We start from the raw sequence: 26169 nt of genomic DNA, 5'->3' as shown, positions 1-26169 counted from the left end.
CAACAGGGCAAAGAAATGTCTGAACTCAATCGCGACGCGCTGAAGCAGGAGATGATTTTCTGGCGGCGCGATCTGCATGCGCATCCCGAATTCGGCTTCGAGGAGAAGCGTACAGCCGCCTTCGTCGCCGCCAAACTGCGTGAGTTCGGCCTCGACGATGTCACCGAGGGTGTTGGCGGCACCGGCGTCGTCGGCACGCTGAAGCGCGGCAGTGGCAATCGGGCGATAGCACTCAGGGCCGATATGGATGCGCTGCGCATCACCGAACAGTCGGACGCACCCTACCGTTCCGGCAATCCCGGCATCATGCATGCCTGCGGCCATGATGGCCACACCACCATGCTGCTCGGCGCGGCAAAGCTGCTGGCCGGTGAGGGCGGTTTCGACGGCACCGTGCGCTTCATCTTCCAGCCGGCCGAGGAATGGGGCAGGGGCGCACTCGCCATGCTCGACGATGGGCTGATGCAGCGTTTTCCTTTCGACGAGATCTTTGGCCTGCACAACATGCCCGGCCTGCCGATCGGGCATTTCGAGACCCGCGCCGGCGCCATCATGTCGGCCGAGGATATCTTCGAGATCGTGCTGAAAGGGCTCGGTGGCCATGCCGCGCGGCCGCACGCCGGCAACGAAACGTTGGTCGCCGCTTGCGCGCTGGTCACCAATCTGCAGTCCATCGTCTCGCGCCGGCTGAGCCCGGCCGACATATCGGTGGTGTCGGTGACCGAACTGATCACCGACGGCACCCGCAACGCTCTGCCCGGCCTTGCCCGCATCCTCGGCGATGCGCGCAGCTTTCGTTCCGAGGTCAGCGCCGAGATCGAGCGGCAGATGCGCATCATCGCCGAGGGCACCGCCGCGGCCTACAATGTCACCGCCGAGGTCAAATACAGCAGGGAATTCGTGCCGCTGCGCAATGATGGCGAACTGGTCGATGCCGCGTTCGCCGCCGCCAGAAACGTGTTCGAGCCCGGCAACATCGCCGTCGCCCGCGAACCGATGACCGCCTCCGAGGATTTTGCCCGTTTCCTCGATCACGTGCCGGGCTGCTTCGTCTTCCTCGGCAATGGCGACGCTTCCGCGCCGCTGCACAATTCCAGCTACGACTTCAACGATGACGGGCTGTTGTTCGGCACGAATTTCCATGTCGCCGTGGTCAGGCAAAGGCTCGCAGCCGGGAGATGATCGCGGCGTGACTGCCAGGCCGTGCTCGCCGCTGGCCCGGCGTGGCGGCAAAACTCCTCAAGGAGATTGCCGGCATGATGGTCAAAACACGCGTTTGTCGCGCCGGATATGCGTAGCGTCACGCGGATCGGTACGCTGTTAACAAAGACAATGGACCGATGACGCAAGGGAAAGACTCAGCTAGTCTTGCTGTGCGGCGGACCTAATTATCCGCTTGGCCGGCGCTTCATTCCTCCCAAGCGGCGCCGGCCTTCTTCTCCAAAAGCGTATCGAGGAATGCATTGCGTCGACGTTGGCGAAGCTATAGCCGCCCCTCGATCTCCACGCGGTCGAGACAGTCGGCAGGGGAACCAAATGCCGTTTCCTCGGTTGGTTCTGCTCCAACGGAGTGCTGCAGCCATGTTTCGTCTGCTAGTCGCCGGCGCTTTGGCCTACGTCGCCTATCGCATCGCTAGGAAGATGGTCGAGGACGTGCCCGATACAGTCGACCCCTTGCTATTGCCGCCGTCGCAACATGATCGTGAGACCCTGCGCCGGCAGTCGGCCGCGATGGGCGTCGATCCGCAACGCTAAAGAAACGGACGTCGCGCTTCGGCCTATCAGGCATGAGCCATCCTCGCATCGACGTTGCGAACAAAGCAGAAACGATGCTTGATGGGCGATGAACCTCGCCACTGCTGATTCGACTTTTCGGGAACCGACCGTCCAGCCAGCCTATCTCGCCCGGCTGAACGACGCCCAGCGCATGGCCGTCGAGCACGGCGACGGCAAGATCGCCGGCCCGTTGTTGGTCATTGCCGGCGCCGGATCTGGCAAGACCAATACGCTCGCGCATCGCGTCGCCCATCTGGTCGTCAAGGGTGCCGACCCGCGCCGCATCCTGCTAATGACCTTTTCGCGTCGCGCCGCGTCCGAAATGGCGAAGCGGGTCGAGCGCATTGCCGGCGAGGTGCTTGGCCGCGACGCCGCGGTGATTGCCGATGCACTGACCTGGGCTGGAACCTTTCACGGCATTGGTGCGCGACTGCTGCGCGACTACGCGCTGGAGATCGGCCTCGACCCCGCCTTCACCATCCATGACCGTGAGGATTCCGCCGATCTGATGAATCTGGTCCGCCACGAACTCGGCTTCTCGAAGACGGAAGCGCGTTTCCCGACCAAGGGAACCTGCCTTGCCATCTATTCGCGCGCCGTCAACGCACAGGCGCCGCTTAACGAGGTGTTGGGGTCGGCTTTTCCCTGGTGCGCCGGCTGGGCGGAGCAACTGAAAGAATTGTTCGCCGGTTATGTCGAAGCCAAGCAGGCGCAAAACGTGCTCGATTACGACGATTTGCTGCTCTACTGGGCGCAGATGGCGGCCGAGCCTGAAATAGCAGCGCATCTGGGTGGACGGTTCGACCATGTGCTAGTCGACGAATACCAGGACACAAACCGCCTGCAGGCTTCGATCCTGATGGCGCTCAAACCCGACGGTGCCGGGCTGACCGTGGTCGGCGATGATGCGCAGTCGATCTATTCGTTCCGTGCCGCCGAGGTGCGCAACATCCTCGACTTCCCCAACCAGTTCGCGCAAGCCGCCGATGTGGTGATGCTGGAGCGCAATTACCGCTCCACCGAAACCATTCTGGCCGCCGCCAATGCGGTGATCGGCGAGGCCTCGGAGCGCTTCACCAAGAACCTGTGGTCGGAGCGCAAATCCAACGACAGGCCGAGGCTGGTGACCGTGCGCGACGAGGTTGAGCAGGCCAATTTCGTCTGCGACACGATCCTGGCCGAGCGCGAGGCCGGGACGGCGCTGAAATCCCAAGCGGTGCTGTTTCGCGCCTCGCACCACAGCGGGCCGCTGGAGATCGAACTGACGCGCCGCAACATTCCCTTCGTCAAGTTCGGTGGCTTGAAATTCCTCGATGCCGCGCACGTCAAGGACGTGCTGGCGGTGCTGCGCTTTGCCGAAAACCCGCGCGACCGGGTCGCCGGCTTCCGCGTGCTGCAACTGATGCCGGGCATCGGCCCTTCGGCTGCCGCACAGATCGTCGAGACCATGACGACGGCGCTGGATGAGGCGATGGGCCTGGCCGGCTGGCGCCCGCCGCAACGCGCCGCGGATGACTGGCCGGGCTTCGTCTCGCTCTATTCCGGCCTGCGGGCCGGCGCCAAATGGCCGGCCGATCTCGAACAGATCAGGTTGTGGTACGAGCCGCACCTTGAGCGCATCCACGAGGATGCGACGACGCGGCGCGCCGACCTGTTGCAGCTCGAGCAGATCGGTTCGGGCTATGCCTCGCGCGAACGGTTTCTCACCGAACTGACGCTCGATCCGCCGGACGCCACCAGCGACCAGGCCGGGCCGCCGCATCGTGACGAGGATTATCTGATCCTGTCGACCATCCATTCGGCCAAGGGCCAGGAATGGAAGAATGTCTTCGTGCTCAACACGGTCGACGGCTGCATCCCGGCCGATCTCGGCGTCGGCACCAAGGAAGACCTCGAGGAGGAGCGACGGCTGCTCTACGTGGCGATGACCAGGGCCAAGGACAATCTCAACCTGGTCATGCCGCAACGCTTCTTTCCGCACGGCCAGGCGGCGCGCGGCGACCGCCATCTCTATGCCTCGCGCACGCGCTTCATCCCGGCTTCGATCCTCGCGGCATTCCAGCAGGTGTCCTGGCCGAGCGCGCAGGCGGCACAGGGCAGGGCGGCCAGGCCGGAGGTGCGCGTCGACATTGGAGCGCGCATGCGCGGCATGTGGAAATAGCCGCTGGGATAGCGCCATGCTCCAACCACCGATCAGGATAGCCCTCGCCGGCGCGCTGGGGCGCATGGGCCGCCAGATGGCGGAGGCTGTGCGGGGCGATGCGCGGCTGGCGCTCGCCGCCCGCTTCCACCGGCCGGGCGCCGTCGGCGAAGGGCTGGTGAGCCGCGACGAGGCACTTGCCATTGCCGACATCGCGATCGATTTCACCACGCCGGCCGCCTCGGCCGACCTGGCCAGGATTTGCGCCGAGCGCGGCGGGCCGGCCCTGGTCATTGGCTCGACGGGCTTCAGTGCAGCTGAGTTAGCTGATATCGCCGACGCCGCGAAAACGGTTCCCATCGTGCGCTCAGGCAGTTATTCGCTTGGGCTCAACATGCTGGTCGGATTGGTCGAGCGGGCGGCGAAGGCGCTCGATCCCAACGACTGGGATGTCGAAATTGTCGAGGCGCATCATCGCCACAAGATCGATGCGCCGTCAGGCACCGCCCTGATGCTGGGGCAAGCTGCCGCTGGCGGGCGCGGCATCGACCTGGACACAGTTGCAAGGCGCGTCCGCGACGGCGTCATCGGCGCGCGGCCGGCTGGTGAGATCGGTTTTGCGGCGATGCGCGGCGGCAGCATCGTCGGCGAACACAGCGTTAGCTTTTGCGCCGAGGGTGAGACCGTGACCTTGTCGCATGCGGCCGGCGACCGCATCATGTTCGCCCGCGGCGCCATCGCCGCTGCACTTTGGTTAGCGGGACGCCCGCCCGGCGAATATGACATGCGCGACGTGCTGGGCCTGACCGGCCAATAGCTGCCGATTTGTCGTTCTGGGTGGATGTCCGGATCCATACCTCGCCCACTTCCGCACCGTAAAATGAAGCTGGGCGGCTCAGACTCGTTCAAACCGAACCGTTCGGTTCGATTTATGTTGACGCACTGTGTAGCAGATGGTGAACATTGGCTTGGCTAACGGCCTCACTGGCGAGGGGCGGTATCCACCTAACGACCTGATATTTAATCATAAAATTATGACCGCCGGAGGCCATCACCGAATTTCAAGGCCCGGATTCGGGTCGCAAGGGAACATCTTCGTGATTGGAATCCGCGGCAGGGCAAACCCATCTCGGTGTGGTCCGAGTGACGCGAAATTCCTCCCAAGCGCGCCACTAGACGGACAGAGCAAAGAAATACTGGAATAAAATAATGACCAAGATCGCACTCACCGCCACTGCTCTGCTTGTTGCCACGGGCAGCGCCTTTGCCGCCAGCGACAACTATGGCTCTTACAATGCCAACCAGCCGGTTCCGAACCAGTCGGTTACCAGCCAGTCGGTTACTGGCCAGTCGACTTTCAACCTCGATACCTCGCACACCGGCTCGATCCTCAAGCCCTCGAAGGCACAGGGCGACGCCAATGCCAAGGTGCCAGCTCAGTCTGGCCAGGGCATCTGGGGCCGCTGATCAACGCAGGCCTTGACGACAAAGAGCGGTGGGCCTAGCCCGCCGCTCTTGTTTTTTGCGCATGACGACGCCGATGCCCAGGCGGCGACCGATCTCCGAATTCCACCGATGATCCACAAAGTATCGCCGCTTCCTGGAATAAAACCGGATGGCATCTGGTCTTGTCGTTAGCGGAACCGTCCTCCCAAGACGCCGCCTAACGGAAAACCAGGAGACTTGAAAATGCACAAGATCGCTCTCACCGTCGCCGCCATCTTCGTTGCCACCGGAAGCGCCTTTGCCGGCAGCGACCACTACGGCTCCAACAATGCGAGCCAGCCGGTTGTCAGCGTTGACCACGCCGTCACCGGCTCGGTGAAGACCATGGCTGGGCACAAGGCTGCGGATGCCAGGATGAAGGCCACAACCAACTGGCCAGACCCCGGCCAGGGCATCTGGGGCAACTGATTATCAAGCGGAAGGTTTGGCCTCCTGGATTCTAGCCCAGATCCTTCGGCCGCAGACAATGTGTCAGCCGGGTGGAGGACAGGCCGGACCAGTCGCCTTCGAAGACAAAGCGCGCAAGGGCTGCCGTCGGGAATTTTTCCTCGAGCTTCTTGCGCGCGTTGGTCTCCGATCCTGGCCCGGCAAGCTGCCTGGCCAAATCCTCCAGGCCCGGATTGTGGCCTATCACCAGCAAGCTGCCGCATGACGGGTCCGTTTGATGAACCTGGCTCAGAATGTCCTTCGCTGAAGCGCCATAGAGCGCCTCGATGAACGCGATCCGAGGGTGCGTGGGTAGCTCAGCCGCCACTAGCCGCCAGGTGTCGCGAGTTCGCCGCGCCGCCGACACCAGCACCAGGTCCGGTAGCCAGCCGCGCGCCGCAAGCTCGCGCCCCATCAATCGTGCCGCCTTCAATCCACGTTCGGCGAGCGGCCGGTCGAAATCATCGAGATCAGGGCCGTCCCAGCTCGACTTGGCGTGACGCAGGAGGAGCAGCTGTTTCATTGGTTTCTGTTCAATCCAAGGGATGTCGTGCCGGGAGGCCGGTATGCATCAGAGCAACGTCGACACATCGCGCGCGCCATGCACGATGCGTACAATTTCGATCCGGCCGTCGGCGCGACGATAAAGAATTAGATAATTGCCGATGGTCAGCGCTCGCGTATCGGCGCCGATGTCGGGTCTTCGGGGTCCGGACTCGGGAAAAACGGCAAGCTGCAAGATGCGCTCGGCGATGGCATCCAGAAAATGATCGGCGGCACGGGGGCTGTGCTCGGCAATGGCGAGCCAGATGCCGATAAGATCATTTTCCGCCGCCGGGCTGCGAATGATCTGCACGCCTGCCATTGGCCTATTTCTTGACAGCGTCGACGAGCCGGTTGCGGGCCTTCCGCTTGATGTCCTCGATGTCGAAAGCAGCGAACGGGCCGCTCTCCAGTCCCTCCGTCCATGCCTTGCGCAATCGCTCCATTTCGGCCTCGCGAAGCGGCTGGCGCAACTGCCACTCGCGTAGCGCTTCACGGATCACTTCGCTTGCAGACCCATAGCGGCCGCTGTCAACGGCCTCCTTGACCATCCCTAGCAGTTCCGGGGAAAGCGCCACGCTGACTTTTTCGACTGTCGCCATCGAACTGTCTCCTTGGCCAGAAGGTAGCAATATTTGCTACCGCGCTCAAGGATTCAAGGCGTGATGCGCGCCAGATGCTCGAGGTCGGTTTCTTCGCGCAGCGGGTCGGGCGCCATCACCACCGAAGTGCTGTTGTCGGCATCGTCGGCAAAGTGGGCAAGCACGGTGCGGCCGGCCTCCATGCGCGCCTTGCCTTCGGCGACCAGCCCCAGCGCCAGCGGATAGAGCCGGTGCTCGGCCTTCAGCACACGGGCAGCCAGCGCATCCGCGGTGTCGCCGACCATCACCGGCACGGCCGCCTGGGCGATGATCGGGCCGTCATCCATCTCGGAGGTGACGAAATGCACGGTGCAGCCATGGATGCGCATGCCGGCGGCCAGTGCGCGCGCATGGGTGTCGAGCCCCTTGAACGCGGGCAGCAGGGCAGGGTGGATGTTGATCATGCGGCCCTGCCATTTCTGGACGAAGCCGGGTGTGAGGATGCGCATGTAGCCGGCCAGCGCCACGATCTCGGCATTGAAGGCCGCGAGCGCTGCGTCTATCGCGGCGTCATGCGCCTGCTTGCTGGCATGGTCGGCGCGCGAGACGACCTGTGTGGCGATGCCACGCGCCTTGGCGATGCCGAGGCCGGCAGCGTCGGCCTTGTCGGAAATGACGCCGACGATCTCGGCCGGGAAGGCCGGGTCGCTGGCCGCCGCGATCAGCGCGGTCATGTTGGAGCCGCGCCCCGAGATCAGGACAACGGTACGTTTCCTCTGCGCGCTCATAGGCCGATCGAGCCCCGATAGATGACGCCGGCGTCGCGGCGCGGCACGATGCGGCCGATCGGCGTCACGGTTTCGCCGGCCTCCTGCAGGACAGCCGCGACCTGCGCTGCCTGGCCGGACGCGACCACCAAAATCATGCCGATGCCGCAATTGAAGGTGCGCATCATCTCTTCCGGCGCCACGCCGCCGGTCTTGGCCAGCCACGAAAACACTGGAGGGACGTCGATCGCCTCGAGGTCGAGCTCGGCCGAAAAATCCTTGGGCAGCACGCGCGGAATGTTTTCCGGGAAGCCGCCGCCGGTGATGTGGGCGAGCGCCTTGATGCCATGCGTGTTGCGGATCGCCTTGAGGATCGACTTGACGTAGATGCGGGTCGGCTCGAGCAGCGCCTCGGCCAGAGTGGCTTCGTCGTTGAACGGCGCCGGATCGCTCCACGCCAGGCCGCTGACGGCAACGACGCGGCGCACCAGCGAAAATCCGTTCGAATGCAGGCCCGAGGAAGCCAGACCCAGCAGCACGTCGCCCTCGACGATATCGTCGGTGGGCAAGAGCTGGCCGCGTTCGGCGGCACCCACCGCAAAGCCGGCAAGGTCGTAGTCGTTGCCGTGATACATGCCGGGCATTTCCGCCGTCTCGCCGCCGATCAGCGCGCAGCCGGCCTGGCGGCAGCCCTCGGCGATACCGCCGACGATCGCGGCACCCTGATCGGGATCGAGCTTGCCGGTGGCGAAATAGTCGAGGAAGAACAGCGGTTCGGCACCTTGCACGACGATGTCGTTGACGCACATGGCGACGAGATCGATGCCGATCGTGTCGTGCTTGCCGGCATCGATGGCGATCTTGAGCTTGGTGCCGACGCCGTCATTCGCCGCCACCAGCACTGGATCGGTAAACCCGGCCGCCTTGAGGTCGAACAAGCCGCCAAACCCACCGATCTCGCCATCGGCGCCCGGCCGGCGCGTCGCGCGCACCAGCGGCTTGATCTTCTCGACCATGAGATTGCCGGCATCGATATCGACGCCAGCCTCGGCATAGGTGAGCCCGTTCTTGCGCTTGGTCATTTCTGACGCTTGCTCATCGCTGTTTCCACTCGGTTGCGGGCTCTTCGCATGAACGGCCTCGCCTCGCAAGGATAACGGCAGAATGGTAGGGCTTTTGCCCCCTGATAAAAGCGTGGGCGACAAAACCTCGCGTCTCCATCTTCGCCTCGTATCCTTGTGTCTAGCCGTTGTTGGTGCTCTGTTGCCATCCATCAGGCATATGGGGACAAGCCATGCTCAATCCGTCGCAACAGATCATGAGGCTGGGGTTCGGATTCGCCGTGTCACAGGCACTGCGCGTCATTATCGAACTCGGCATCCCCGATTTCCTGGCTGCCGGCGAACGGTCGGTGGATGAACTGGCGGCCGCCACCCAGTCAGATGCTGACTCGCTCTATCGCGTAATGCGGCTTCTCGCGCCCGAAGGGATTTTTAGGGAAGTGCTGCCCCGTCATTTCGAGTTGACGGAGGTTGGCGCCGCGCTGCGCTCCGATCGGCCGGGTCCCCGTGACTTCGTCCGTATGATCAACAGCGAGGCTTATCTTGCCTTCGAGCAGTTGCTGCATTCCGTGCGCACCGGAAAGCCGGCCTTCGACAAGGTGTTCGGAAGCCCAAGGTTTGACTGGCTGTCGGAACACCCGGTGCAGGCCGCCCTGTTTCAGCGTGCCATGATCGCCATGAGCCAAGGCAGCAACGAGGCCGTCGCGGAAGCTTATGACTTCAAGCCTTTTACACGCGTCGTCGATGTTGGCGGCGGACATGGCCAGCTTCTCTCGGCGATCCTGGCCGGCAACCCTCATCTGAGCGGCGTGCTTTTCGATCTGCCTTCGGGCGTCGCGGCGGCACGCGAGGGCGCCGGAGGCGACCTGCCGCGCACCGAATTTGTCGCAGGCGACTTTTTTGAAAGCGTCCCCACCGGTGATATCTACGTCATCAAGAAGGTCGTTCACGACTGGGATGATGGGCGTGCCGTGAGGATACTGCAGAATTGCCGCGAGGCGATGCCGACGAACGGGAAGGTGCTTGTGGCCGAGACGCTCGTGCCGCCGGGTGACGAACCGAACCCGATCAAGGGTATCGACGTGGTCATGCTCGCCGTGACCGGCGGCCTGGAGAGAACGCAGCTCCAATATGCAAACTTGTTCGAAGCCGCTGGGCTACGCCTTGAACGGGTGATTCAGACCCGAGGACCCATTTCCATCCTTGAGGCGTCCGCGGTCTGACCAAAGAAGGTCTCGCCGCGAGATCAGGTCGGTACTTCGAGTGGAGAGCGGCCATTACCGAACTGTCTCAAAACGCCGTCGCGAAACTTGTCTCGCGCAGTGCTATACTGACCAAGCCAACCTGCACTCGCCGCAGTCAAGGAAAATGCATCATCGCTGCGGACACCCTGCGGGAGTCGCCGGTCCGGATCAGAAATAAGACGACAGGGAGGATGACGTGTCCCTTGACGCCAATGACTTCGATCAAGCAGTTGAAGAATACCACCTGGCTCTGGATGAGTTCATGAAAGGAAACCCCGCGCCTGCGAAGAAGCTCTATTCCCAACAAGACGACGTAACTCTGGGCAATCCCTTTGGCCCTTTCGCACATGGATGGAAGCAGGTCGTTGAGACGATGGAGCGAGCGGCATCGAATTACACGGACGGCGACGCTACCGGCTTCGAGAACATAGCGAAGTGTGTGACGTCTGAGCTGGCATACCTCGTCGAAGTAGAGCGGCTCAGGTCCAAGGTTGGCGGCCGGAGCGACGTCACCCCTCTGGCGTTACGCGTGACGAGCGTCTTTCGCCCAGAAGATGGTCTCTGGAAGATTGTGCATCGTCATGCCGATCCGATAATGACGGCTCAGCCGGCCGATTCGGTACTCCGCCGATAGACACGGTTGTGGTTTGGAGAAGCGGTTCGATCTCGCAAACCCTGCGGCAGCGCCGCTATTCTTCAGTCCGTTCTTTGTTAAGGGTCGGCCCGCGTCATCGGGCTCGCAGCATCGGACGGCCGCTCTGGGTCGTGAGCCGAAATTCAAATTGAGACACTACCAAGCGATGGGACATGCGTTTGACCATCCCCAATCTGATCACCATCCTGCGCCTTGTCCTAGTGCCGGCAGTGGTGCTGGCGATGCTGCAGGCGCGCTGGGACTGGGCCTTTGCCGGGTTCCTCGTTGCCGGCATTTCCGACGCCGTCGACGGCTTCATTGCGCGCCGTTTCAAGCGGCAATCCAGGCTCGGCGCCTATCTCGACCCGGTGGCCGACAAGCTGCTGCTGGTTTCGGTGTTCGTCGTCATGGGCTTCAACGGGCAATTGCCGCTCTGGCTGGTCGTCACCATGGTGTCGCGCGACGCATTGATCGTCTGCGCTGTTGTGTTGTCTACCGCCATGGCCCGTCCGGTCGAGATAAAACCGCTTTTCGTGTCGAAGGCCAACACCGCCATCCAGATCGTATTGGCCGCTGTTGTGCTGGGTGAGCTCGCGCTTGCCGTGCACCTCGACCCGCTGCGGCCGGCCCTCATATTGCTGTCCGGGGTCTTGACCGTGGCTTCGGGCGCGGCCTATCTCGTGGCTTGGCTGAGGCATATGAGCTGACATGGCGAAGGCTCCAAACCGAGCACCTGACCAAGGATCCATCGAAGCGGCCGCCGAGGCCGCGGCGGCAGGCGAAACTGCGTCTCTGGTGTTCCGCAGGCAGATCTTCTTCTGGCTGACCGGATTGGCCGTGCTTGCGCTCTTTCTCTATGTCTTCAGTGCCATCCTGCTGCCCTTCGTCGCCGGCATGGTACTTGCCTATTTCCTCGATCCCGTTGCCGACCGGTTGCAGCGGCTCGGCCTGTCCCGTTTCATGGCGACGGTGGTCATCCTCATCACCTTCCTCATCGTGCTGGTGCTGGCCTTCGTCATCCTCATACCGGTTCTGGCCACGCAGATGGCCGATTTCGCCGGCAAATTGCCGGAATACCTGACCCGGCTGCAAAGCCTGATCACGTCGTTCGATCCAAAATGGCTGGAACAGAAATTCGGCGTCAACGCCAATGGCCTGCGCGATGGGCTGAATTCGCTACTGACCTCGGGCTTCGGCCTGATCACCACCGTGTTCACCTCGCTGTGGAGTTCCGGCATGGCGCTGGTCTCGGTGGTCAGCCTGTTCGTGGTGACGCCGGTGGTCGCCTTCTACATGCTGCTCGACTGGGACCGCATGGTTGCGGTCATCGACAGCTGGGTGCCGCGCGACAATGTCGCGACCGTGCGCGCCATCGCACGCGACATCAACACCGCCACGGCCGGCTTCGTGCGCGGCCAAGGCACGCTGTGCCTGGTGCTGGGCGCCATGTACGCCACCGGGCTGACGCTGACCGGACTGAATTTCGGCATCCTCATCGGCCTGTTCGCCGGGCTGATTTCCTTCATCCCCTATGTCGGCTCGCTGACCGGGCTGGTGCTGGCCGTCGGCGTCGCCTTCGTCCAGTTCTGGCCGGACTGGACGATGATCGTCGCCGTCGCGGTCGTCTTCTTCATCGGCCAGTTCATCGAGGGCAACATCCTGCAGCCGCGGCTGGTCGGCAAAAGTGTCGGCCTGCACCCGGTATGGCTGATGTTTTCGCTGTTCGCCTTCGGCGCGCTGTTCGGCTTCGTTGGCTTGTTGATCGCGGTGCCGGCTTCGGCTGCCGTTGCCGTGCTGGTGCGGTTTGGCATAGCCCGCTATCTCGAATCGCCGCTCTATAAGGGCCACGGCGCGGCGCCTGTGCCGCAGCTTCCGGCCGATCGCGGCGGCGGCCACCGCACGCAACCGCGTCGCTGAAGTGACTGCCCAGCCAACCGACCCGCCGCGCCAGTTGCCGCTCGATCTCGGCCATGGCACCGGCTATTCGCGTGACGAGCTCGTCGTCTCCAGCACCAATGCCCAGGCGGTGGCGCTGGTCGATCGCTGGCCGGACTGGCCCTCGCCGGTCGTGGTGCTGGCCGGTCCCGCCGGTTCGGGCAAGACGCATCTCGCCTCGATCTGGCGCGTGCGCGCCAAGGCGGTGGCGGTCGACGCCGGGCGCATTGGCGACTGCATCGCCGATCTCGGCGCAAGGCCGGCACTGATCGACGATGTCGATACCGGGGCGGTCGATGAACAGGGCCTGTTCCACCTGATCAATGCGGTGCGTGGCGCGGGATCGACGTTGCTGCTGACGGCGCGGCGCTTCCCGTCGGCCTGGGGTGTCAGGCTGCCCGATCTCGCCTCGCGGTTGAAGGCGGCGGCGACAGTCGAGATCCATGAGCCCGACGATCTCCTGCTCGCCGGCGTCATCACAAAACTGTTCGCCGATCGGCAAATCGAGGTCGAACCGCATGTCGTGCAGTATCTGGTGCGCCGCATCGAGCGCTCACTGGCGACAGCGATGCGCGTGGTGGAACGGCTGGACCGCACCGCGCTCGAACGCAAGACGCCGATCACGCGCACGCTGGCGGCCGAAACCGTCAACGCCATGGACGAAGGGCAGGGCGAGTTCGAGATCTAGGCCGTTGCGTGGCATGCTGCTCCGGGTTGGCCAACCACGCGCTTACACTGTCGGATCTTGAAATGGACCATTTAATGGTCTATTTTCGGATAAAATGTGGACCAGAGAATGGTCCATGAGGAGCAAGCAATGCAGGTATCCGTCACCGATGCCAAGGGACAACTGACCGAATTGGTGCGCCGCGCGGAGGCAGGCGACGAGGTCATTCTGACCCGTCACGGCCATGCGGCGGTGCGGCTGGTTCCCATCAAGCCTGCAACTGACAAGGATGGCCGTCGGGCGCTCATGGAAGCGGCGCGGGCAGCGGGTGCCGCCAAGGCGAAGGCCGGACCGTCGGCCGCGCGCAGCCAGGATTTCCTTTATGGCGATGACGGCATGCCCGAATGATCGCGGTCGACACCTCGGCGCTGATGGCGATCGTGCTTGATGAACCGCAGGCCAGCGCCTGCATGGCCGCGCTCGAAGCCGAGAACGACCTTCTGATTTCCGCCGGCACTGTCGCCGAGGCGCTGATCGTCGCGGCCCATCGTGGCATCGCCGCCGAGATGTCCGGCCTGATCGACGGGCTTGGTTTCGAGGTGGTGGCGGTGACGCCGGCGTCAGCCCGGCGCATCGCTGAGGCCTATGCGCGGTGGGGCAAGGGTATCCATCCGGCCGCGCTCAATTTCGGCGATTGTTTCTCCTACGAGGTGGCGAAGGAGCACGCTTGCCGTCTGCTTTATGTCGGAGCCGATTTTTCCAGGACCGACATCGAAGGTGTGTATTGAACGTCGCGAGCCGGGAGATGTCGTTGTCGGGCCGGTGAGTTCGGCCAGTCTCACAACCACATTCTGGCAAAATGGCGGACCGCCAGGTAGACGGCCGAGTGGGCGGCGATATAGCCAGCGGCGACCAGCACGAACATCCCGATGCTGGCACGCCAGGAGCGGGAGACGACGGCGCTTGGGGCCTGCCTTGCCTGTCTGCGGCTTTCCCAGTTGTTCCACATCGCCAGCGCTGAGCAGGCAATCGCCCATGTCACCATGAATGGAACCGTTATGCCGGCATAGGCAAAGTATGCCGGTCCGAACAGCGACACCCACGCATCGATCCCAAGCATAGCCTATCCCCTGTTTGCCGAAGTTTTGCACCGCAAAACTGTGGCGGCAAGTGCACGACCAGAGCCGGCGCGGATGACCGCACGGTCGCGCCGAAGGCATTCGCATTTTCCAGGGATGGTCGGAGTGGAGAGATTCGAACTCCCGACCCTCTGGTCCCAAACCAGATGCGCTACCAGGCTGCGCTACACTCCGAACGGTCTGTTGCCTATTCATTTCGGTGTTGCATGGCAAGAGCAAAATCCTGCGAGAGCAAAATCCTTGCCGCCGTGCCCATTGCGCAGTAATGACGGGCGAAGGGTGGCGATGCTGCCTTGCACAAGAACGAGGTGGCCATGTCCGCGCGCATTTTCAGCCCAGCCAAAACCGCGATGCAGTCCGGCAAGGCCAAGACCGGCTACTGGGTGCTGGAATTCGACCCCGAGTCGCGCAAGAAGATCGACCCGCTGATGGGCTACACGACGTCGGGAGACATGAGAAGCCAGATCAGGCTCACCTTCGATACGCGGGAAGAGGCGGTGGCCTACGCCGAAAAGCAAGGGCTCGCCTACCGCGTCGAGGAGCCGAAAGAGACCAAGCGCCGCCAGATTTCCTATGCGGAGAATTTCCGCTATGACCGCAGGACGCCCTGGACGCATTGATCGCGGCGGCCAGCGCCAAAACATCCAGCCGGGCCAACGGCTGGCCAGCGGTCCCGTAGCTCAGCTGGATAGAGCACCGGCCTTCTAAGCCGATGGTCACAGGTTCGAATCCTGTCGGGATCGCCAATATTTCCAGTGTCCGACCCGGAGACATGGTTAACAGAACGTACCTAAGACATGGGTAACACTTTTGGCCCGAAGGGTTCCGAGTGGATCGCGCGGCCGCCCTGGGTCGTCGTATTATTTCGTGACTCAACCTTTTCGGAACCTTCCCGCGCACGGTGCGTTTCGGCGCCTGTATTCGCAAAGCCTCATACAAAAGCGGATCGGTGGGAGGCAAACACGGGTGGGGAGGAGTGTTGCCATGTCGAAGCGAGAGATAGGAATGTCCCCGGCCCTGGATCGGCGCATAGCTGACCTCAGGGCGCGGATGCAGGACGCACGGATCACGGAATACGAAATAAAGACCTTTCAGAAAGTGGCTTCCGTCATGGGAGGCGGCGAAGGCTCCCTACGTCTTGATGCCGATGACCTGATCGCGGCATCTTTTGTCACCGACGTGCTCGGTGAATCGACGCTCAACTGACGGCGGGCAGTCCCTCCAGTTTCGAGCGTCGTCTGTCCTAGCTCAGCCAATAACTGGTCCGGGCCTTCAAGCCGGGAAGAAGTCGGGCGGTCGCCTTTTTCGGCGGCCGTCCCGTGGCGTCCGTGCGCCCCTGGAATTGCTCGATGTCGCCCGACATTGAATTGGAGGGAAAGTCTTATCAATTTGTTTGCGTTGGTGCCGCATAGTAGCGACGGCTAACGGAGTGAACGCGATGAAGCTCGATCTGTCACCGACGAGCTGGGGCAGGGTGATCGCTGTCACGGCAGCCGGTACGGCATTCTTCATTGCCGTGGCCTTCTTCGTCGATTCCTTCAATTTCCCCTATCTTTCGCGCGAGGCCGTGTGGCGGGCGCAGATGACCGATTTGATGCTGCCTTTGGTGCTGGGCGGCTCGTTTCTGTTTTTTCTCATGTGGAAGATCCGCCAGCTGGCCATCGCGCAACGCGACCTCAGCGTCGTTGCCGCGACCGACAGTCTGACTGCGGTGCTGAACCGTGGCGCCTTCTCGATGCTGGTCGAAGCCTATCTCGAAGAAACCCGCAAGCAGGAGCAGACCCGTTCGGGGGCGCTGCTGATCATCGACGCTGACCACTTCAAGTCGATTAATGACCGCCTCGGCCATGACTGCGGCGACCAGGCGCTCAAGCTGATAGCGCAGGCAATCAAAGGTCAGCTGCGTGGTGGCGATATCGTCGGCCGCATCGGTGGCGAAGAATTCGGCGTGTTTCTTCCAGGCGTCGATCCCTCGCAATCCTGGGTGGTTGCCGAAAGCATCCGCCGGCGCATCAGGGAGATGGAGTTTTCGCCCGGCGGCAGGCCTTGCCCGCTTTCCGTCAGCATCGGCGGCACGAGCTTCACCGGCCCGATCACCTATGAGGAGATATTTTCTGCCGCCGACAGAAGGCTTTACACCGCCAAGTCGAACGGACGCGACCAGGTCAGCTTCGATCCGGCGGGCGCCGTTCCGGTGCCTCTGCCCAGCGTTGCTACGGTGCATTGACAGGAGGCCCGGCTCCGACAGCACGATGATTTGTCCAGGCTGTTGCACGGACGGCGCTTTCGCTTTGCCGACATCACGCTAAAGGTAGTGCCCGGTGCCCCGACGGGGCTGGATGAATCGGGCAGGGCCTTCTTCGCATGACATTGATGGGCGCGGCGGCTCTTCTGATCCTGGTCCTGACCTACGCCGGTGTCGCCATTGGCCGCATACCCGGCCTGCGCCTCGACCGGGCCGGGATCGCACTGCTCGGCGGGGCCGCGATGATCGCCATCGGCGCGCTCAGCATGGAGGATGCCTACCGGGCGATCAATTTCGACACCATCACGCTTCTGCTCGGCATGATGATCGTGGTGGCGCACCTGAAAGTGTCGGGCGCCTTTCGCGGCCTTGGCGCCGTTGCCATCGAGCACGCGCACGCGCCCTTCATGCTTTTGGTGATGGTGACGCTGCTCACCGGCGTTCTGTCGGCCTTCCTTGTCAACGACGCCATCTGCCTTGTCATGGCGCCGATCGTCGTCCACGTCACCCGTGTGATCAAGCGCAACCCGATCCCCTATCTGATCGCCACGGCCACCGCGTCGAATTGCGGCAGCGTCGCCACCATCACCGGAAATCCGCAAAACATGGTCATCGGCGCGCTGTCGGGCATTTCCTATCCGGCCTTTTCGGCAGCGCTCGCCCCGGTCGCCCTGTTCGGCCTGGTCGCGGTGGTTGTCATCATCCGTGTCGTCTACCGGGCCGAATTCGCCCGCACGGTCCAACTGACGCCCGAGGTTTCGCGTGGCCGCATGCACAAGGGGCAGGTGCTGAAGGCGGTGGTGGTGTGCATCGGACTGGCAATCGCCTTCTTCGATGGCGTGCCGGTCGCCAAGGCCGCACTCATCGGCGGTGCCATCCTCTTGCTTACCCGCGCCATCAAGCCCGAGCGCATCTATCGCGAGATCGACGGTCCGCTGCTGTTCATGTTCGCCGGCCTGTTCGTGGTCGTCGCCGGCGCCGAAAAGACGCTTCTTTCGCCCGACATGATCGCCTCGGCCAAGAACCTCGGGCTGGACGATGTCTGGCGGCTGTCCGGCTTCACCGCGGTGCTTTCCAACATCATGAGCAATGTTCCGGCCGTGCTGGCGCTCCGGCCCTTCATACCCGGCCTCGAAAACCCCGAGCGTGCCTGGCTGGTGGTTGCGATGAGTTCGACGCTGGCCGGCAATTTCACGCTGCTCGGTTCCGTCGCCAACCTGATCGTCGCCGAACAGGCACGGGCCGCCGGCACGCCGCTGTCATTCGGCGCCTTCTTCAAGGTCGGCTTGCCGCTGACGCTGATAACGCTGACGGCCGGCACGGCGTGGCTGGCGTTTGGGTTCTAGATCTAGTTGCTTGAAGTTCGCGCCCGCACAAGCGTTGCGGCGGCGTGCCCTGCCGCCCCGATATAGTCGGGGTTGTGGTGGATCAGCATGCTCGAGAAGGCGCCGTCCATGAGCAGCACGATCTCGCGCGCCAGCATATGCGGCGCCGTGACGCCGTGGGCCGACAGTTCGGCTGCGAGCCATTTTTCGAAATTTGTCTTGTGCCGCGATCCGGCCTTGACTGCCGGGTGTCCAGGCATCGAGGCAAGCTCCGCGGCAGTGCGCAGGAAGCCGCATCCTTTCCATTTGGGATGGCGGGCGACACGCGCCAGATTGGTGAAAATCGCTTCCACCTTGCGGTCGGCACCACCTTCAGCGGCATCGAACCAGCCGGCCATCTGCTTCAGATTGGGCTGGTCGCGGGCATCGAGATAGGCAGCGATCAGATCGTCCTTGCTCTTGAAGTGATAGTACAGCGTCCGCTTGGTCAGCCCGGCTTTTTCGGCGATGGCATCGACGCTGACGCGGCCAATCCCTTCGGCATAGAAGAGCTTCGTCGCGGCATCGACGATGCGTTTGCGGGTGGGGCTGGATGCTTCAGGCATGGCGCCAAGTATACCGACTAGTGAATATACAAGCAAACGAAAACCTGATCCTTTCCGGTCAACGCATGCTGGAAAGGAAGCCAAATGACCGATCTTGTCTTAGGCGAGACACATGACGGGGTAACCGTCCTCACTCTCAATCGTCCCGAAAAACTCAACGCGCTGAACTATGCCCTGATCGATCGCCTGCTTGCGATCCTCGACGACATCGAAGTCGACGACGGCGTTCGGGCGGTCATTCTTACCGGAGCAGGGGAACGGGCGTTTTCGGCGGGTGGCGACATTCGCGAGTTCGCGGCCAGCGTGGCGCTCGGCGTCGATGTCGCGATGCGGGACTTCGTCATGCGCGGGCAGCGGCTGACGGCGAGGCTGGAAGCGTTTCGCAAGCCCATCATCGCCGCCGTCAATGGCATTGCCTTTGGTGGCGGCTGCGAAATCACCGAGGCCGTGCCGCTCGCCATCGCCAGTGACCGTGCTTTGTTCGCCAAGCCGGAAATCAACCTTGCAATGCCGCCGACCTTTGGCGGAACGCAACGCCTGCCCAGGCTTGCCGGGCGCAAGCGGGCGCTCGAATTGCTGTTGACGGGCGACTGGTTTCCACCGCCGCGCGCCCTTGAACTGGGCCTCGTCAACGAGGTTGTGCCGCATGCCAAGCTGATGCCGGCAGCCATTGCCTTGGCCAAGCGTATCCTGCGGCACTCCGATCTGGCGATCGCGAGCATCCTCACGGCCGTGGCGAAGGGCCTCGACCAGAGCATCGCCGATGGATTGCTGGTCGAGGCCGGCCAGTTCGCCGGCATGGTCCCGACCGCCGATCTTCGCGAAGGACTCGATGCCTGGATCGAGCGGCGCGAGCCTCGCTATGACGGCTCATGGACGCATATCAGCCGGCCGGACGAAGCCAGGCGGGCTTCGTTGGCGCTGGATCAGGGCGCTACCACCAAGCGGCCTTTCATGTTGGGGTGAAAGCGGCAGAAATAGTCGACCGGTCCCGCCGCCTTCAATGTCAGGCTTGCGGACTTCTTCGGCGGGATCATCACCTCCCAGCCACCCCCGGCGGTGGCCGTGTGGGCGAACACGTCCTTGTTCACCCACATGATCGTGTCGCCGACCTTCGCCTCGACGGTGGCTGGCGAGAACACCAGTCTGTCGATCGTGACCTGGATGGTTTCGGCCCGCGCCGGAACGATGCCGACGGCCAGCGTCAACGCAATCCACGGATGGCGTCTCGACATGCTCCTCTCCTTACTTGAGCGTGCCGGCGACATGTTCAGCGTGCTGCTCATGGCCCTGGAATATCTTTAGGCCGGTTTCCAGCAGGCTCTTCAGCTCGGCATTCTGCGCCGACGGAATGAGCAGCGTTTCGAGCGCGCCGTTGACCTGCTTGTGGTAGGCGACCTCATTGTCGACATAGGCCTTGTCGAAGGCAGCACCGTCGAGCTTGGCGAGTTTGGCCCGCTCCTCCGCCGCAGCTTTGGTCAGCGCCTTGCTGGTGGCGTTGTCTTCCGGCGTGACCTTGAGCTTCTTCACCAGGTCGAGCGCCTGCACGTTGACGGCCTCGTGGTCGCGCACCATGTCGTTGGCAAAATCCACGACCTCCTTGTTCTTCGATTTTTCGATCGCCAGCTTGGCCGTCTCGACGTCGATGACCCCGGCCGTGTAGGCGATGTGGGCGATCTGCGGATCGGTTGGTTTGTCGGCTGCTTGTGCGAACGGGGCAGTGCCAAGCAGCAGCATGGCGGCAAGCACGGTGGTGTGTCGGATAGACATGGCATCTCCTTCGCCGGACGCTGAAATCGCGCCGGACTTTGCTTTTCGGTTGACGGTTATTGGATGCGGGGTATCGGCAAACGTTCCCGTAAAAATCGACTGAATCCGATGAGATCAGCTTTCCAGCCCAAGCCGCCGCATGACGGCGCTGGTCAGCCTTTCGCAACGCCGGCCGGCGAAGGGGAAAGCATCGAGCAGAACCGGCCCGATCTGGTCGTCGAGTGCCTTGCGCACCAGGGCGCGGGCGCGGTGCAGCCTTGTCTTGACGGTTTGCGGCCGCACGCCGAGAAGATCGGCCGTCTCTTCGATGCTCAGCCCCTCGATTACCCGCGCCATGAACACCGTCCGGTAGACGTCGGGAAGGCTGTCGGTGGCCTGTTCGACCAGTTGGAGGATCTGCCGTTGCGCCATCGTCCGTTCCGGGTCGTCGCTGGGGTTGAGGGGAAACCGGATGATCTCGGCTTGCGGATTTTCCGGCAGTGCCACCGTTTTGCGCCTTTTGCGCAGGCGGCCAAGTGCCTCGTTGATGACGATGCGCGACAGCCATGTGGCGAGCGAGGAGTCGCCGCGAAAGGCGTCTAGATGGGCGAAGGCCCTGACATAGGCCTCCTGGACGATGTCCTCGGCTTCACTGTCATTGCGCACGACGCCGCGCGCGATCCTGTAGAGCCGCTGATTGTGTGTCTTGATGATGGTGCGGAAGGCATCGCCGTCGCGCGCCAAGGCGCGGCGCACGAGCTGCATGTCGCCTGACGCAAGAGAAGGCACGGCCGTCAAGACAGCAGGCATGGCCAGTTTCCTCAACCCAATCTTCAAAACCTCGATTGAGAGATTGGACGCTGTTGCCGGCAAAAGGTTCCCGAAGATTTTTCGCCGGGTCCGGCGGCGGCTATCCTACCGCCCCGGTGAAGGCTTGTCAGGCAGCCTGCAGGCGCGCCGTGGCCGCCAGCAGGTCGGTCTGCGTGATCAGCCCGAGAATCCGCTTGTCGTCGTCGACGATGATCACCGCATGGCTGCGGCCGTCTGTGAGCACGGGCAGCAGACCCATGGCGGCGGAGCCGGCGGCGGTTGTCGCCGCCGGCGATATCACGGATCCAACCGTGCCGGAGGCTTGGGTCAATTCCCGCAATCCCACGGTGCCTGCCAGCCTTGCCTCGGCGTCGACAACCGGCAAGGTGCGGATGTTGTGGTCGAGCAGCAATTGGCGGGCCGCTTCGGCCGGGGTGTGGGCGTCGACCGAGATCACATCGCGCGACATGATGTCCTCGCACAGAAGGGTCTTGTGCGCGCGCACCATCGCCTGCAATTCGACCTGCCTCAACAGTCGGTCGAGATCGTTGCGATCGATATCGAACGTTTCTTCAAGCGCACCAAGCGCGGCGTCGATGTCTTCGGGCTGGAAACCAACGCGCGACTGTGCCGGCGGATCGGCGGTGCCGTGGCTGTTCGCTGGGGTAGGAACCGGCACATGCGGATAATTGCGCCGGGCCAATCTGTGGAAGCCGTAGCCGAGCGCCACCAGCAGGATCGAGTTCAGCGCCACCGGCACGAATGGAAACAGGAAGCCGGCGCTGATGACGGCAGGGCCTCCCAAAACCGCGGTCAGTGCGGCCGCCCCGCCCGGCGGATGCAGGCAGCGCGTGAACGACATGGCGGCGATGGCCAGCGCCACCGCGATGCCGGAGGCAAGGGCGGTTTCGTGGATGAAATGCGCCACGATCACGCCGACAAGTGCCGATATCGTGTTGCCGCCGATGATCGACCATGGCTGCGCCAGCGGGCTGGCCGGCACCGCGAACAGGAGCACCGCCGACGCCCCCATCGGCGCCACCAGCAGCGGCACGTGGGGACCGTTGCCGAGCACAAGGCTGGCTATCACACCGGTGAGCGCAATGCCGATGGTCGCGCCGATACAGGCAACGAGGCGCTCGCGTAGAGTCGCGCCCGCAAGAATGGGAACAAAGAGGCGGAAAGCCATGGGGTCGGGAACTCTGCCGGTATTCCAGGGAGGTCGAAAATGTGCTGATCGCACCGCAATGACGCGGCATCGTCGAATTTGAAAGCCAAACTGATCCGGGAAACTATAATTTGAGGGAATAGAATTCCGCTACGCAGCCGCCGCGGCGGCCAGACCGCGCGAAATGTCGGCCTTCAGGTCGTCGACGTCCTCGAGGCCGATCTGCAGGCGGATCAACGGACCCTCATAGGGACCCTTCGCGACAACGCGGTCGCCGAGCCAGACCGGCACCGCAAGGCTCTCATAGCCGCCCCAGGAGTAGCCGAGGCCGAAGATCTGCAGCGCGTCGAGAAAGGCGTGCTGCTGCTTCTGTCCGCCGCCGGCAAGGACGATGGAAAAGATGCCGCTCGAGCCGGAGAAGTCCCGCTTCCACAGCTCGTGGTCCGGGTGGCTGGGCAGGGCCGGGTGGAGCACGCGCGCCACGCCTGTCTGGCCCTCGAGCCAGGAGGCGATGGCAAGCGTGCTGCGCTGATGGTGTTCGAGCCGCACGCCCATGCTGCGCAGGCCGCGCAACACCTGGTAGACATCGTCAGGCCCGGCGCAGCAGCCAAGCGTGCAGAAGCTTTCATAAAGATGCTTCCAGCAGCTCTCATTGGCCGACACCGTGCCAAGCAGCACGTCGGAATGGCCGGCCGGGTATTTCGTCGCCGCATGGATCGAGATATCGACGCCATGGTCGAGCGGACGGAAATACAGCGGTGTCGCCCAGGTGTTGTCCATCATGACGATAGCGCCCGCGGCGTGCGCCGCCTTGACGATGGCCGGGATGTCCTGCACCTCGAACGTGTTGGACGCTGGCGATTCCGTGAACACCACCTTGGTGTTGGGCTTGATCAACGCCGCGATGCCGGCGCCGATCTCGGGGGCGTAGTACTCGACCTCGACACCCAGCCGCTTCAGCATCGTGTCGGCGAAGTTGCGGGTCGGGTGATAGACCGAATCGACGATCAGCAGATGGTCGCCGGCCGACACGAAGGCGAGCAGCGGCACGGTCACCGCCGCAAGGCCCGACGGCACCACGATCGTGCCGGCCGAGCCTTCCAGCGCGTCTATGGCCTGGGCAAGCGCATCGGTCGTCGGTGTGCCGCGCGTGCCGTAAGTGTATTTCTGGCTGCGTGCCGCCATCGAAGCCGCATCGCGGAAAAGCACGGTCGAGGCATGCACCACCGGCGGATTGACGAAGCCGAAATAGTCGTGCGGATTGTTGCCTGAATGGGCAAGGCGCGTGTTGATGCCCATCCTGCCGCTAAAGTGCTCGCTGCCGTCTTTCGCCATTCTGCGTCGCCTTGTTTGACAAGCCGCTAGCCATAGTGCGGCGGCATGGACCGTGCAACAGCCACCGTCCGCCAGGAGATGGACTTCGAATATGCCAATTCGTCGCGGCAAAAACAGCGATGCGGGGAGGGCGGCGTGACACCGGCGGTCATCATCGGCAACTGCGCCAGTCTCCGCCGACAGGGCTACGAACTCGGGTTGACGGGGTTCCTTCGGAGCCTTCGCCGGCGCGTTGGCTGACGGAGTATCAAACGAAAAACCCGCCTGTGCGGCGGGTCACTAGCGCAAATCAGCACCATGGGCAATTATGTACTATAGCTGACGGCACCGAGTCAAGAAAAAATTCCTATCGTGGGAAAACTACCGGCACAAAAGCTGCCGACACCGCCGGACTCGCTGTCGTCAGGTCTTTTGTTAAACCTGAGTTCGGAGCCCCTATCTCCGCCTGCCTATTGTGGGCGGCTGTGAACGGTATATGATCTGCAACTAATATTAATCGCCGGATTGCTTCGATCAGATGCTGCCGGATGGTTGCTGCCGGTTGACCTCTGGTCCCCACGATCCGGATCGCGCTCACGAAGCGTGAGCGCGGCAAGGGGAGGAATGCCATGCCGGACGTCAAATGGACAATGAAGGCGCGCGAATTCATCAACTGCAACTGCGCTTATGGCTGCCCGTGCCAGTTCAACGCCATGCCGACATACGGGTTCTGCCAGGCGGTCGCCGGCATGGAAATCGAGAGCGGCCATCACGGCGACACCAAGCTCGACGGATTGCGGTTCGTCGGGATTTTCAGCTGGCCCGGCGCGATACACCAGGGCAGGGGCGAAGCCGCGGTGGTGATCGACGACAGGGCGACGGAAGCCCAGCGTGGAGCGCTGCTTCGCATATTGGGCGGTCTGGACACCGAACCGGGTGCAACGATATTCCAGGTCTTCTCGACCACGCTGGAGAAATTCCACGATCCGATCTTTGCGCCGATCGAATTCAAGATCGACGTCGACGCGCGAACCGGGCGGCTGCACGTCAAGGGCGTAACCGACGGCCGTGGCGAGCCGATCAAGAATCCGGTCACCGGCGCCGAGCATCAGGCACGCATCGACCTGCCGCATGGCTTCGAATACGCGATCGCCGAGGTTGGACGAGGCTGGACCAAGGCGACAGGCCCGATCAAGTTCGAGCTGGCCGACACCCACAGCCATTTCGCCAATCTGCATCTCTCGCAGAGCGGCATCGTGCATTGACCTGATCGAATGGGCGACACGGCCCTCGAGGCGGTGCTGCGGCGCGACCGTGCGGTCGTGACGGCCGCGCTCGTCGTGATCGCCGTGCTCGCCTGGGCCTATGTGCTGTGGCTCTCCGTCGACATGGTCATGCCCGGCGACAGCGCAGGCGGCGACATGGCCGGAATGGACATGTCGAACATGGACATGTCGACCACGGACACGGGCAGCATGGATATGGGCGCCGCCGTGGCGCCCGCTTTCAGGACCTGGGCATCGGCCGATTTCGCTTTCATCTTCACAATGTGGGCGGTGATGATGGTCGGCATGATGACGCCTTCGGTCGCGCCGATGTTGCTGCTCTATGCCGGCGTCGGCCGCAAGGCGCGGGCGGATGGCCGGCCGATCGCTGCGACGGGATGGTTTTTTGCCGGCTATCTCGCCGTATGGATCGTCTTCAGCGCCCTGGCGACCGGGGCGCAATGGCTGCTTGCCCGTCTTGCCTTGCTTGATCCCTCGATGGCGACCGACAGCGCGATCCTCGGTGGCCTCGTCCTGATCGCCGCCGGCCTCTATCAATGGACACCGATGAAGGGTGTCTGCCTGCGCCAATGTCAGGCGCCGATCGCGTTCCTGGCCAGCCATGGCGGGTTCCGTTCCGCTCCGCTCGGTGCGCTTCGGCTCGGCATCGAGCACGGCGTCTATTGTCTCGGTTGCTGCTGGGCGCTGATGGCGCTGCTGTTCGTCGGCGGCGTCATGAACCTGCTGTGGATCGCCGGCATCGCCATCCTTGTTCTGCTGGAGAAGACGGTTCCGACCGGGCAAGTGATTCCGCGCGTTTCAGGCCTGTTCATGGTCGTGATCGGAGTCTGGCTCATCTTTCGAGCCCTTTGAGAACAGTCCTTGTCCGCGGCGGTATTGGCCTACTGCCGCTAGGTAAACCATCAGATGACAGTCTTTGGGCATGGCAATTCATTGCGCTCTTAGGTCAACAACGCCGGGGCGTTGCCCGGGATGGATTTCGCCGCTGCGGCACGTATTGACCCCGCATTGGCGTTTGCGTGAGCTTTGCCGCCTTTATTGGCGCTGCTGACCAAATCGCGGGCGCTTTTGTCTGCAATTCAGGCATTTGCGGCAATCGGTTTTCAAACTCTTTGGGTTTCGGTCATTTTCCTTGACCTCACGGGAATTATCGCCTTCGATGACATTCGTGAATGGGAGGCGGCGCGTCGGTTACGATGCGGGGTTCCGGAAATGGGCCGGAATGGGAGCTGCGTTCACGCGGGAGAA

32 protein-coding genes and 2 tRNA genes are annotated in these 26169 nt (G+C 63.0%); 21 read left to right on the top strand and 13 right to left on the bottom strand.

What is annotated here, in order from left to right; all coding sequences use genetic code 11:
* The first annotated feature begins 15 nt into the window (after positions 1 to 15).
* The 6 genes from ACSQ3L_RS23495 (at position 16) to ACSQ3L_RS23470 (ending at position 5830) form a co-directional block, all read left to right on the top strand.
* Positions 16 to 1182, top strand: coding sequence for a M20 aminoacylase family protein (locus tag ACSQ3L_RS23495; protein ID WP_436162074.1), 1167 nt, complete (start codon positions 16 to 18; stop codon positions 1180 to 1182).
* Between the two features lie 399 nt (positions 1183 to 1581).
* The gene (locus ACSQ3L_RS23490; protein WP_292637738.1) at positions 1582 to 1755 is read left to right on the top strand and encodes a hypothetical protein; all 174 of its coding nucleotides are present in this window, start codon (positions 1582 to 1584) and stop codon (positions 1753 to 1755) included.
* Between the two features lie 88 nt (positions 1756 to 1843).
* Entirely contained in the window at positions 1844 to 3937 is a 2094-nt protein-coding gene (locus ACSQ3L_RS23485; protein WP_436162073.1) for an ATP-dependent helicase, read from the top strand.
* A 16-nt stretch (positions 3938 to 3953) separates the two neighbouring features.
* Positions 3954 to 4733 (top strand): 4-hydroxy-tetrahydrodipicolinate reductase, encoded by a 780-nt coding sequence (dapB, locus tag ACSQ3L_RS23480; RefSeq protein ID WP_436162072.1) that lies wholly within the window; start codon positions 3954 to 3956, stop codon positions 4731 to 4733.
* Between the two features lie 392 nt (positions 4734 to 5125).
* Positions 5126 to 5383: a DUF680 domain-containing protein gene (locus ACSQ3L_RS23475; protein ID WP_436162071.1), complete on the top strand. Its 258-nt coding sequence runs from the start codon at positions 5126 to 5128 to the stop codon at positions 5381 to 5383.
* Between the two features lie 222 nt (positions 5384 to 5605).
* A complete protein-coding gene (locus ACSQ3L_RS23470; protein WP_436162070.1) occupies positions 5606 to 5830 on the top strand; it encodes a DUF680 domain-containing protein in 225 nt (74 codons plus the stop codon).
* 31 nt (positions 5831 to 5861) lie between these two features.
* Here ACSQ3L_RS23470 and ACSQ3L_RS23465 read toward each other — a convergent pair whose 3' ends face one another.
* The 5 genes from ACSQ3L_RS23465 to purM are packed head-to-tail and all read right to left on the bottom strand — an operon-like array spanning position 5862 to position 8821.
* A complete protein-coding gene (locus ACSQ3L_RS23465; RefSeq protein ID WP_436162069.1) occupies positions 5862 to 6371 on the bottom strand; it encodes a SixA phosphatase family protein in 510 nt (169 codons plus the stop codon).
* A 48-nt stretch (positions 6372 to 6419) separates the two neighbouring features.
* On the bottom strand, positions 6420 to 6713 hold the full coding sequence (locus ACSQ3L_RS23460; RefSeq protein WP_436162068.1) for a type II toxin-antitoxin system RelE/ParE family toxin: 294 nt from the start codon (positions 6711 to 6713) through the stop codon (positions 6420 to 6422).
* Between the two features lie 4 nt (positions 6714 to 6717).
* The gene (locus tag ACSQ3L_RS23455; protein WP_436162067.1) at positions 6718 to 6993 is read right to left on the bottom strand and encodes a type II toxin-antitoxin system ParD family antitoxin; all 276 of its coding nucleotides are present in this window, start codon (positions 6991 to 6993) and stop codon (positions 6718 to 6720) included.
* A 53-nt stretch (positions 6994 to 7046) separates the two neighbouring features.
* The gene (gene purN, locus ACSQ3L_RS23450) at positions 7047 to 7760 is read right to left on the bottom strand and encodes a phosphoribosylglycinamide formyltransferase (RefSeq protein WP_436162066.1); all 714 of its coding nucleotides are present in this window, start codon (positions 7758 to 7760) and stop codon (positions 7047 to 7049) included.
* Positions 7757 to 8821 carry a phosphoribosylformylglycinamidine cyclo-ligase gene (gene purM / locus ACSQ3L_RS23445; protein WP_436162065.1) on the bottom strand — a complete coding sequence of 355 codons (1065 nt, stop codon included), beginning with the start codon at positions 8819 to 8821 and terminating at the stop codon, positions 7757 to 7759. Before purM ends, purN begins: the two co-directional genes overlap by 4 nt.
* 212 nt (positions 8822 to 9033) lie before the next feature.
* Between purM and ACSQ3L_RS23440 the strand changes: the two genes are divergently transcribed.
* From ACSQ3L_RS23440 to ACSQ3L_RS23410, 7 genes are all read left to right on the top strand, one after another.
* Positions 9034 to 10023, top strand: coding sequence for a methyltransferase (locus ACSQ3L_RS23440; protein ID WP_436162064.1), 990 nt, complete (start codon positions 9034 to 9036; stop codon positions 10021 to 10023).
* A 217-nt stretch (positions 10024 to 10240) separates the two neighbouring features.
* Positions 10241 to 10678 carry a YybH family protein gene (locus ACSQ3L_RS23435; RefSeq protein WP_436162063.1) on the top strand — a complete coding sequence of 146 codons (438 nt, stop codon included), beginning with the start codon at positions 10241 to 10243 and terminating at the stop codon, positions 10676 to 10678.
* A gap of 179 nt (positions 10679 to 10857) precedes the next feature.
* Positions 10858 to 11385 carry a CDP-alcohol phosphatidyltransferase family protein gene (locus ACSQ3L_RS23430; RefSeq protein WP_436163511.1) on the top strand — a complete coding sequence of 176 codons (528 nt, stop codon included), beginning with the start codon at positions 10858 to 10860 and terminating at the stop codon, positions 11383 to 11385.
* A 1-nt stretch (position 11386) separates the two neighbouring features.
* Positions 11387 to 12595 (top strand): AI-2E family transporter, encoded by a 1209-nt coding sequence (locus tag ACSQ3L_RS23425; RefSeq protein ID WP_436162062.1) that lies wholly within the window; start codon positions 11387 to 11389, stop codon positions 12593 to 12595.
* A 1-nt stretch (position 12596) separates the two neighbouring features.
* On the top strand, positions 12597 to 13301 hold the full coding sequence (hdaA, locus tag ACSQ3L_RS23420) for a DnaA regulatory inactivator HdaA (protein ID WP_436162061.1): 705 nt from the start codon (positions 12597 to 12599) through the stop codon (positions 13299 to 13301).
* 129 nt (positions 13302 to 13430) lie between these two features.
* On the top strand, positions 13431 to 13688 hold the full coding sequence (locus ACSQ3L_RS23415) for a type II toxin-antitoxin system Phd/YefM family antitoxin (protein ID WP_436162060.1): 258 nt from the start codon (positions 13431 to 13433) through the stop codon (positions 13686 to 13688).
* On the top strand, positions 13685 to 14068 hold the full coding sequence (locus tag ACSQ3L_RS23410; RefSeq protein WP_436162059.1) for a type II toxin-antitoxin system VapC family toxin: 384 nt from the start codon (positions 13685 to 13687) through the stop codon (positions 14066 to 14068). Before ACSQ3L_RS23415 ends, ACSQ3L_RS23410 begins: the two co-directional genes overlap by 4 nt.
* 50 nt (positions 14069 to 14118) lie before the next feature.
* Here the strand turns inward: ACSQ3L_RS23410 and ACSQ3L_RS23405 are convergent, their stop codons facing one another.
* Complete coding sequence (locus ACSQ3L_RS23405; protein ID WP_436162058.1) at positions 14119 to 14400, bottom strand: hypothetical protein; 282 nt, start codon at positions 14398 to 14400, stop codon at positions 14119 to 14121.
* Positions 14401 to 14516: 116 nt separating this feature from the next.
* Positions 14517 to 14593 (bottom strand) — tRNA-Pro (locus tag ACSQ3L_RS23400).
* A 140-nt stretch (positions 14594 to 14733) separates the two neighbouring features.
* Between ACSQ3L_RS23400 and ACSQ3L_RS23395 the strand changes: the two genes are divergently transcribed.
* From ACSQ3L_RS23395 to ACSQ3L_RS23375, 5 genes are all read left to right on the top strand, one after another.
* Complete coding sequence (locus ACSQ3L_RS23395) at positions 14734 to 15039, top strand: ETC complex I subunit (RefSeq protein WP_436162057.1); 306 nt, start codon at positions 14734 to 14736, stop codon at positions 15037 to 15039.
* A 49-nt stretch (positions 15040 to 15088) separates the two neighbouring features.
* Positions 15089 to 15165 (top strand) — tRNA-Arg (locus tag ACSQ3L_RS23390).
* Between the two features lie 238 nt (positions 15166 to 15403).
* On the top strand, positions 15404 to 15625 hold the full coding sequence (locus ACSQ3L_RS23385) for a hypothetical protein (protein ID WP_436162056.1): 222 nt from the start codon (positions 15404 to 15406) through the stop codon (positions 15623 to 15625).
* Positions 15626 to 15857: 232 nt separating this feature from the next.
* Positions 15858 to 16646 (top strand): GGDEF domain-containing protein, encoded by a 789-nt coding sequence (locus tag ACSQ3L_RS23380; protein WP_436162055.1) that lies wholly within the window; start codon positions 15858 to 15860, stop codon positions 16644 to 16646.
* A 137-nt stretch (positions 16647 to 16783) separates the two neighbouring features.
* The gene (locus tag ACSQ3L_RS23375; RefSeq protein ID WP_436162054.1) at positions 16784 to 18010 is read left to right on the top strand and encodes an anion transporter; all 1227 of its coding nucleotides are present in this window, start codon (positions 16784 to 16786) and stop codon (positions 18008 to 18010) included.
* Between the two features lie 2 nt (positions 18011 to 18012).
* Here ACSQ3L_RS23375 and ACSQ3L_RS23370 read toward each other — a convergent pair whose 3' ends face one another.
* Positions 18013 to 18594 (bottom strand): TetR/AcrR family transcriptional regulator, encoded by a 582-nt coding sequence (locus ACSQ3L_RS23370; RefSeq protein ID WP_436162053.1) that lies wholly within the window; start codon positions 18592 to 18594, stop codon positions 18013 to 18015.
* An 84-nt stretch (positions 18595 to 18678) separates the two neighbouring features.
* On the opposite strand from ACSQ3L_RS23370, the gene ACSQ3L_RS23365 reads away from it, so the two are divergent.
* A complete protein-coding gene (locus ACSQ3L_RS23365; protein ID WP_436162052.1) occupies positions 18679 to 19560 on the top strand; it encodes a crotonase/enoyl-CoA hydratase family protein in 882 nt (293 codons plus the stop codon).
* Here ACSQ3L_RS23365 and ACSQ3L_RS23360 read toward each other — a convergent pair.
* The 5 genes from ACSQ3L_RS23360 to ACSQ3L_RS23340 all read right to left on the bottom strand — a co-directional run bounded on the left by ACSQ3L_RS23360 (position 19521) and on the right by ACSQ3L_RS23340 (position 23656).
* Positions 19521 to 19829, bottom strand: coding sequence for a cupredoxin domain-containing protein (locus ACSQ3L_RS23360; protein ID WP_436162051.1), 309 nt, complete (start codon positions 19827 to 19829; stop codon positions 19521 to 19523). The two genes, ACSQ3L_RS23365 and ACSQ3L_RS23360, sit on opposite strands and share 40 nt — an antisense overlap.
* 10 nt (positions 19830 to 19839) lie before the next feature.
* Positions 19840 to 20364, bottom strand: a complete 525-nt coding sequence (locus ACSQ3L_RS23355; protein ID WP_436162050.1) for a DUF4142 domain-containing protein — start codon at positions 20362 to 20364, stop codon at positions 19840 to 19842.
* A 114-nt stretch (positions 20365 to 20478) separates the two neighbouring features.
* Positions 20479 to 21153: an RNA polymerase sigma factor gene (locus tag ACSQ3L_RS23350; protein WP_436162049.1), complete on the bottom strand. Its 675-nt coding sequence runs from the start codon at positions 21151 to 21153 to the stop codon at positions 20479 to 20481.
* Positions 21154 to 21280: 127 nt separating this feature from the next.
* Entirely contained in the window at positions 21281 to 22342 is a 1062-nt protein-coding gene (locus ACSQ3L_RS23345; RefSeq protein WP_436162048.1) for an HPP family protein, read from the bottom strand.
* A 129-nt stretch (positions 22343 to 22471) separates the two neighbouring features.
* Complete coding sequence (locus tag ACSQ3L_RS23340) at positions 22472 to 23656, bottom strand: cystathionine beta-lyase (protein ID WP_436162047.1); 1185 nt, start codon at positions 23654 to 23656, stop codon at positions 22472 to 22474.
* Between the two features lie 608 nt (positions 23657 to 24264).
* Here ACSQ3L_RS23340 and ACSQ3L_RS23335 point away from each other — a divergent pair.
* Both ACSQ3L_RS23335 and ACSQ3L_RS23330 read left to right on the top strand, forming a co-directional pair.
* A complete protein-coding gene (locus ACSQ3L_RS23335; RefSeq protein ID WP_436162046.1) occupies positions 24265 to 24900 on the top strand; it encodes a DUF1326 domain-containing protein in 636 nt (211 codons plus the stop codon).
* 9 nt (positions 24901 to 24909) lie between these two features.
* Positions 24910 to 25773: a DUF2182 domain-containing protein gene (locus tag ACSQ3L_RS23330; protein WP_436162045.1), complete on the top strand. Its 864-nt coding sequence runs from the start codon at positions 24910 to 24912 to the stop codon at positions 25771 to 25773.
* Positions 25774 to 26169: the final 396 nt, after the last annotated feature.

Source organism: Mesorhizobium sp. LjRoot246, from assembly GCF_964254115.1.
Taxonomy (GTDB): domain Bacteria; phylum Pseudomonadota; class Alphaproteobacteria; order Rhizobiales; family Rhizobiaceae; genus Mesorhizobium.
The sequence above is the reverse complement of the archived record's forward strand: the minus strand, read 5'-3'. Positions and strand labels throughout refer to the sequence as shown.

What these genes read in the sequence shown, in the direction of transcription:
- ACSQ3L_RS23495 (WP_436162074.1), top strand. Translation starts at nt 16, where the DNA reads ATGTCTGAACTCAATCGCGACGCGCTGAAGCAGGAGATGATTTTCTGG.
- ACSQ3L_RS23490 (WP_292637738.1), top strand. Translation starts at nt 1,582, where the DNA reads ATGTTTCGTCTGCTAGTCGCCGGCGCTTTGGCCTACGTCGCCTATCGC.
- ACSQ3L_RS23485 (WP_436162073.1), top strand. Translation starts at nt 1,844, where the DNA reads ATGAACCTCGCCACTGCTGATTCGACTTTTCGGGAACCGACCGTCCAG.
- dapB (WP_436162072.1), top strand. Translation starts at nt 3,954, where the DNA reads ATGCTCCAACCACCGATCAGGATAGCCCTCGCCGGCGCGCTGGGGCGC.
- ACSQ3L_RS23475 (WP_436162071.1), top strand. Translation starts at nt 5,126, where the DNA reads ATGACCAAGATCGCACTCACCGCCACTGCTCTGCTTGTTGCCACGGGC.
- ACSQ3L_RS23470 (WP_436162070.1), top strand. Translation starts at nt 5,606, where the DNA reads ATGCACAAGATCGCTCTCACCGTCGCCGCCATCTTCGTTGCCACCGGA.
- ACSQ3L_RS23465 (WP_436162069.1), bottom strand. Translation starts at nt 6,371, where the DNA reads ATGAAACAGCTGCTCCTCCTGCGTCACGCCAAGTCGAGCTGGGACGGC.
- ACSQ3L_RS23460 (WP_436162068.1), bottom strand. Translation starts at nt 6,713, where the DNA reads ATGGCAGGCGTGCAGATCATTCGCAGCCCGGCGGCGGAAAATGATCTT.
- ACSQ3L_RS23455 (WP_436162067.1), bottom strand. Translation starts at nt 6,993, where the DNA reads ATGGCGACAGTCGAAAAAGTCAGCGTGGCGCTTTCCCCGGAACTGCTA.
- purN (WP_436162066.1), bottom strand. Translation starts at nt 7,760, where the DNA reads ATGAGCGCGCAGAGGAAACGTACCGTTGTCCTGATCTCGGGGCGCGGC.
- purM (WP_436162065.1), bottom strand. Translation starts at nt 8,821, where the DNA reads ATGACCAAGCGCAAGAACGGGCTCACCTATGCCGAGGCTGGCGTCGAT.
- ACSQ3L_RS23440 (WP_436162064.1), top strand. Translation starts at nt 9,034, where the DNA reads ATGCTCAATCCGTCGCAACAGATCATGAGGCTGGGGTTCGGATTCGCC.
- ACSQ3L_RS23425 (WP_436162062.1), top strand. Translation starts at nt 11,387, where the DNA reads ATGGCGAAGGCTCCAAACCGAGCACCTGACCAAGGATCCATCGAAGCG.
- ACSQ3L_RS23415 (WP_436162060.1), top strand. Translation starts at nt 13,431, where the DNA reads ATGCAGGTATCCGTCACCGATGCCAAGGGACAACTGACCGAATTGGTG.
- ACSQ3L_RS23410 (WP_436162059.1), top strand. Translation starts at nt 13,685, where the DNA reads ATGATCGCGGTCGACACCTCGGCGCTGATGGCGATCGTGCTTGATGAA.
- ACSQ3L_RS23405 (WP_436162058.1), bottom strand. Translation starts at nt 14,400, where the DNA reads ATGCTTGGGATCGATGCGTGGGTGTCGCTGTTCGGACCGGCATACTTT.
- ACSQ3L_RS23395 (WP_436162057.1), top strand. Translation starts at nt 14,734, where the DNA reads ATGTCCGCGCGCATTTTCAGCCCAGCCAAAACCGCGATGCAGTCCGGC.
- ACSQ3L_RS23385 (WP_436162056.1), top strand. Translation starts at nt 15,404, where the DNA reads ATGTCGAAGCGAGAGATAGGAATGTCCCCGGCCCTGGATCGGCGCATA.
- ACSQ3L_RS23380 (WP_436162055.1), top strand. Translation starts at nt 15,858, where the DNA reads ATGAAGCTCGATCTGTCACCGACGAGCTGGGGCAGGGTGATCGCTGTC.
- ACSQ3L_RS23375 (WP_436162054.1), top strand. Translation starts at nt 16,784, where the DNA reads ATGACATTGATGGGCGCGGCGGCTCTTCTGATCCTGGTCCTGACCTAC.
- ACSQ3L_RS23370 (WP_436162053.1), bottom strand. Translation starts at nt 18,594, where the DNA reads ATGCCTGAAGCATCCAGCCCCACCCGCAAACGCATCGTCGATGCCGCG.
- ACSQ3L_RS23365 (WP_436162052.1), top strand. Translation starts at nt 18,679, where the DNA reads ATGACCGATCTTGTCTTAGGCGAGACACATGACGGGGTAACCGTCCTC.
- ACSQ3L_RS23360 (WP_436162051.1), bottom strand. Translation starts at nt 19,829, where the DNA reads ATGTCGAGACGCCATCCGTGGATTGCGTTGACGCTGGCCGTCGGCATC.
- ACSQ3L_RS23355 (WP_436162050.1), bottom strand. Translation starts at nt 20,364, where the DNA reads ATGTCTATCCGACACACCACCGTGCTTGCCGCCATGCTGCTGCTTGGC.
- ACSQ3L_RS23350 (WP_436162049.1), bottom strand. Translation starts at nt 21,153, where the DNA reads ATGCCTGCTGTCTTGACGGCCGTGCCTTCTCTTGCGTCAGGCGACATG.
- ACSQ3L_RS23345 (WP_436162048.1), bottom strand. Translation starts at nt 22,342, where the DNA reads ATGGCTTTCCGCCTCTTTGTTCCCATTCTTGCGGGCGCGACTCTACGC.
- ACSQ3L_RS23340 (WP_436162047.1), bottom strand. Translation starts at nt 23,656, where the DNA reads ATGGCGAAAGACGGCAGCGAGCACTTTAGCGGCAGGATGGGCATCAAC.
- ACSQ3L_RS23335 (WP_436162046.1), top strand. Translation starts at nt 24,265, where the DNA reads ATGCCGGACGTCAAATGGACAATGAAGGCGCGCGAATTCATCAACTGC.
- ACSQ3L_RS23330 (WP_436162045.1), top strand. Translation starts at nt 24,910, where the DNA reads ATGGGCGACACGGCCCTCGAGGCGGTGCTGCGGCGCGACCGTGCGGTC.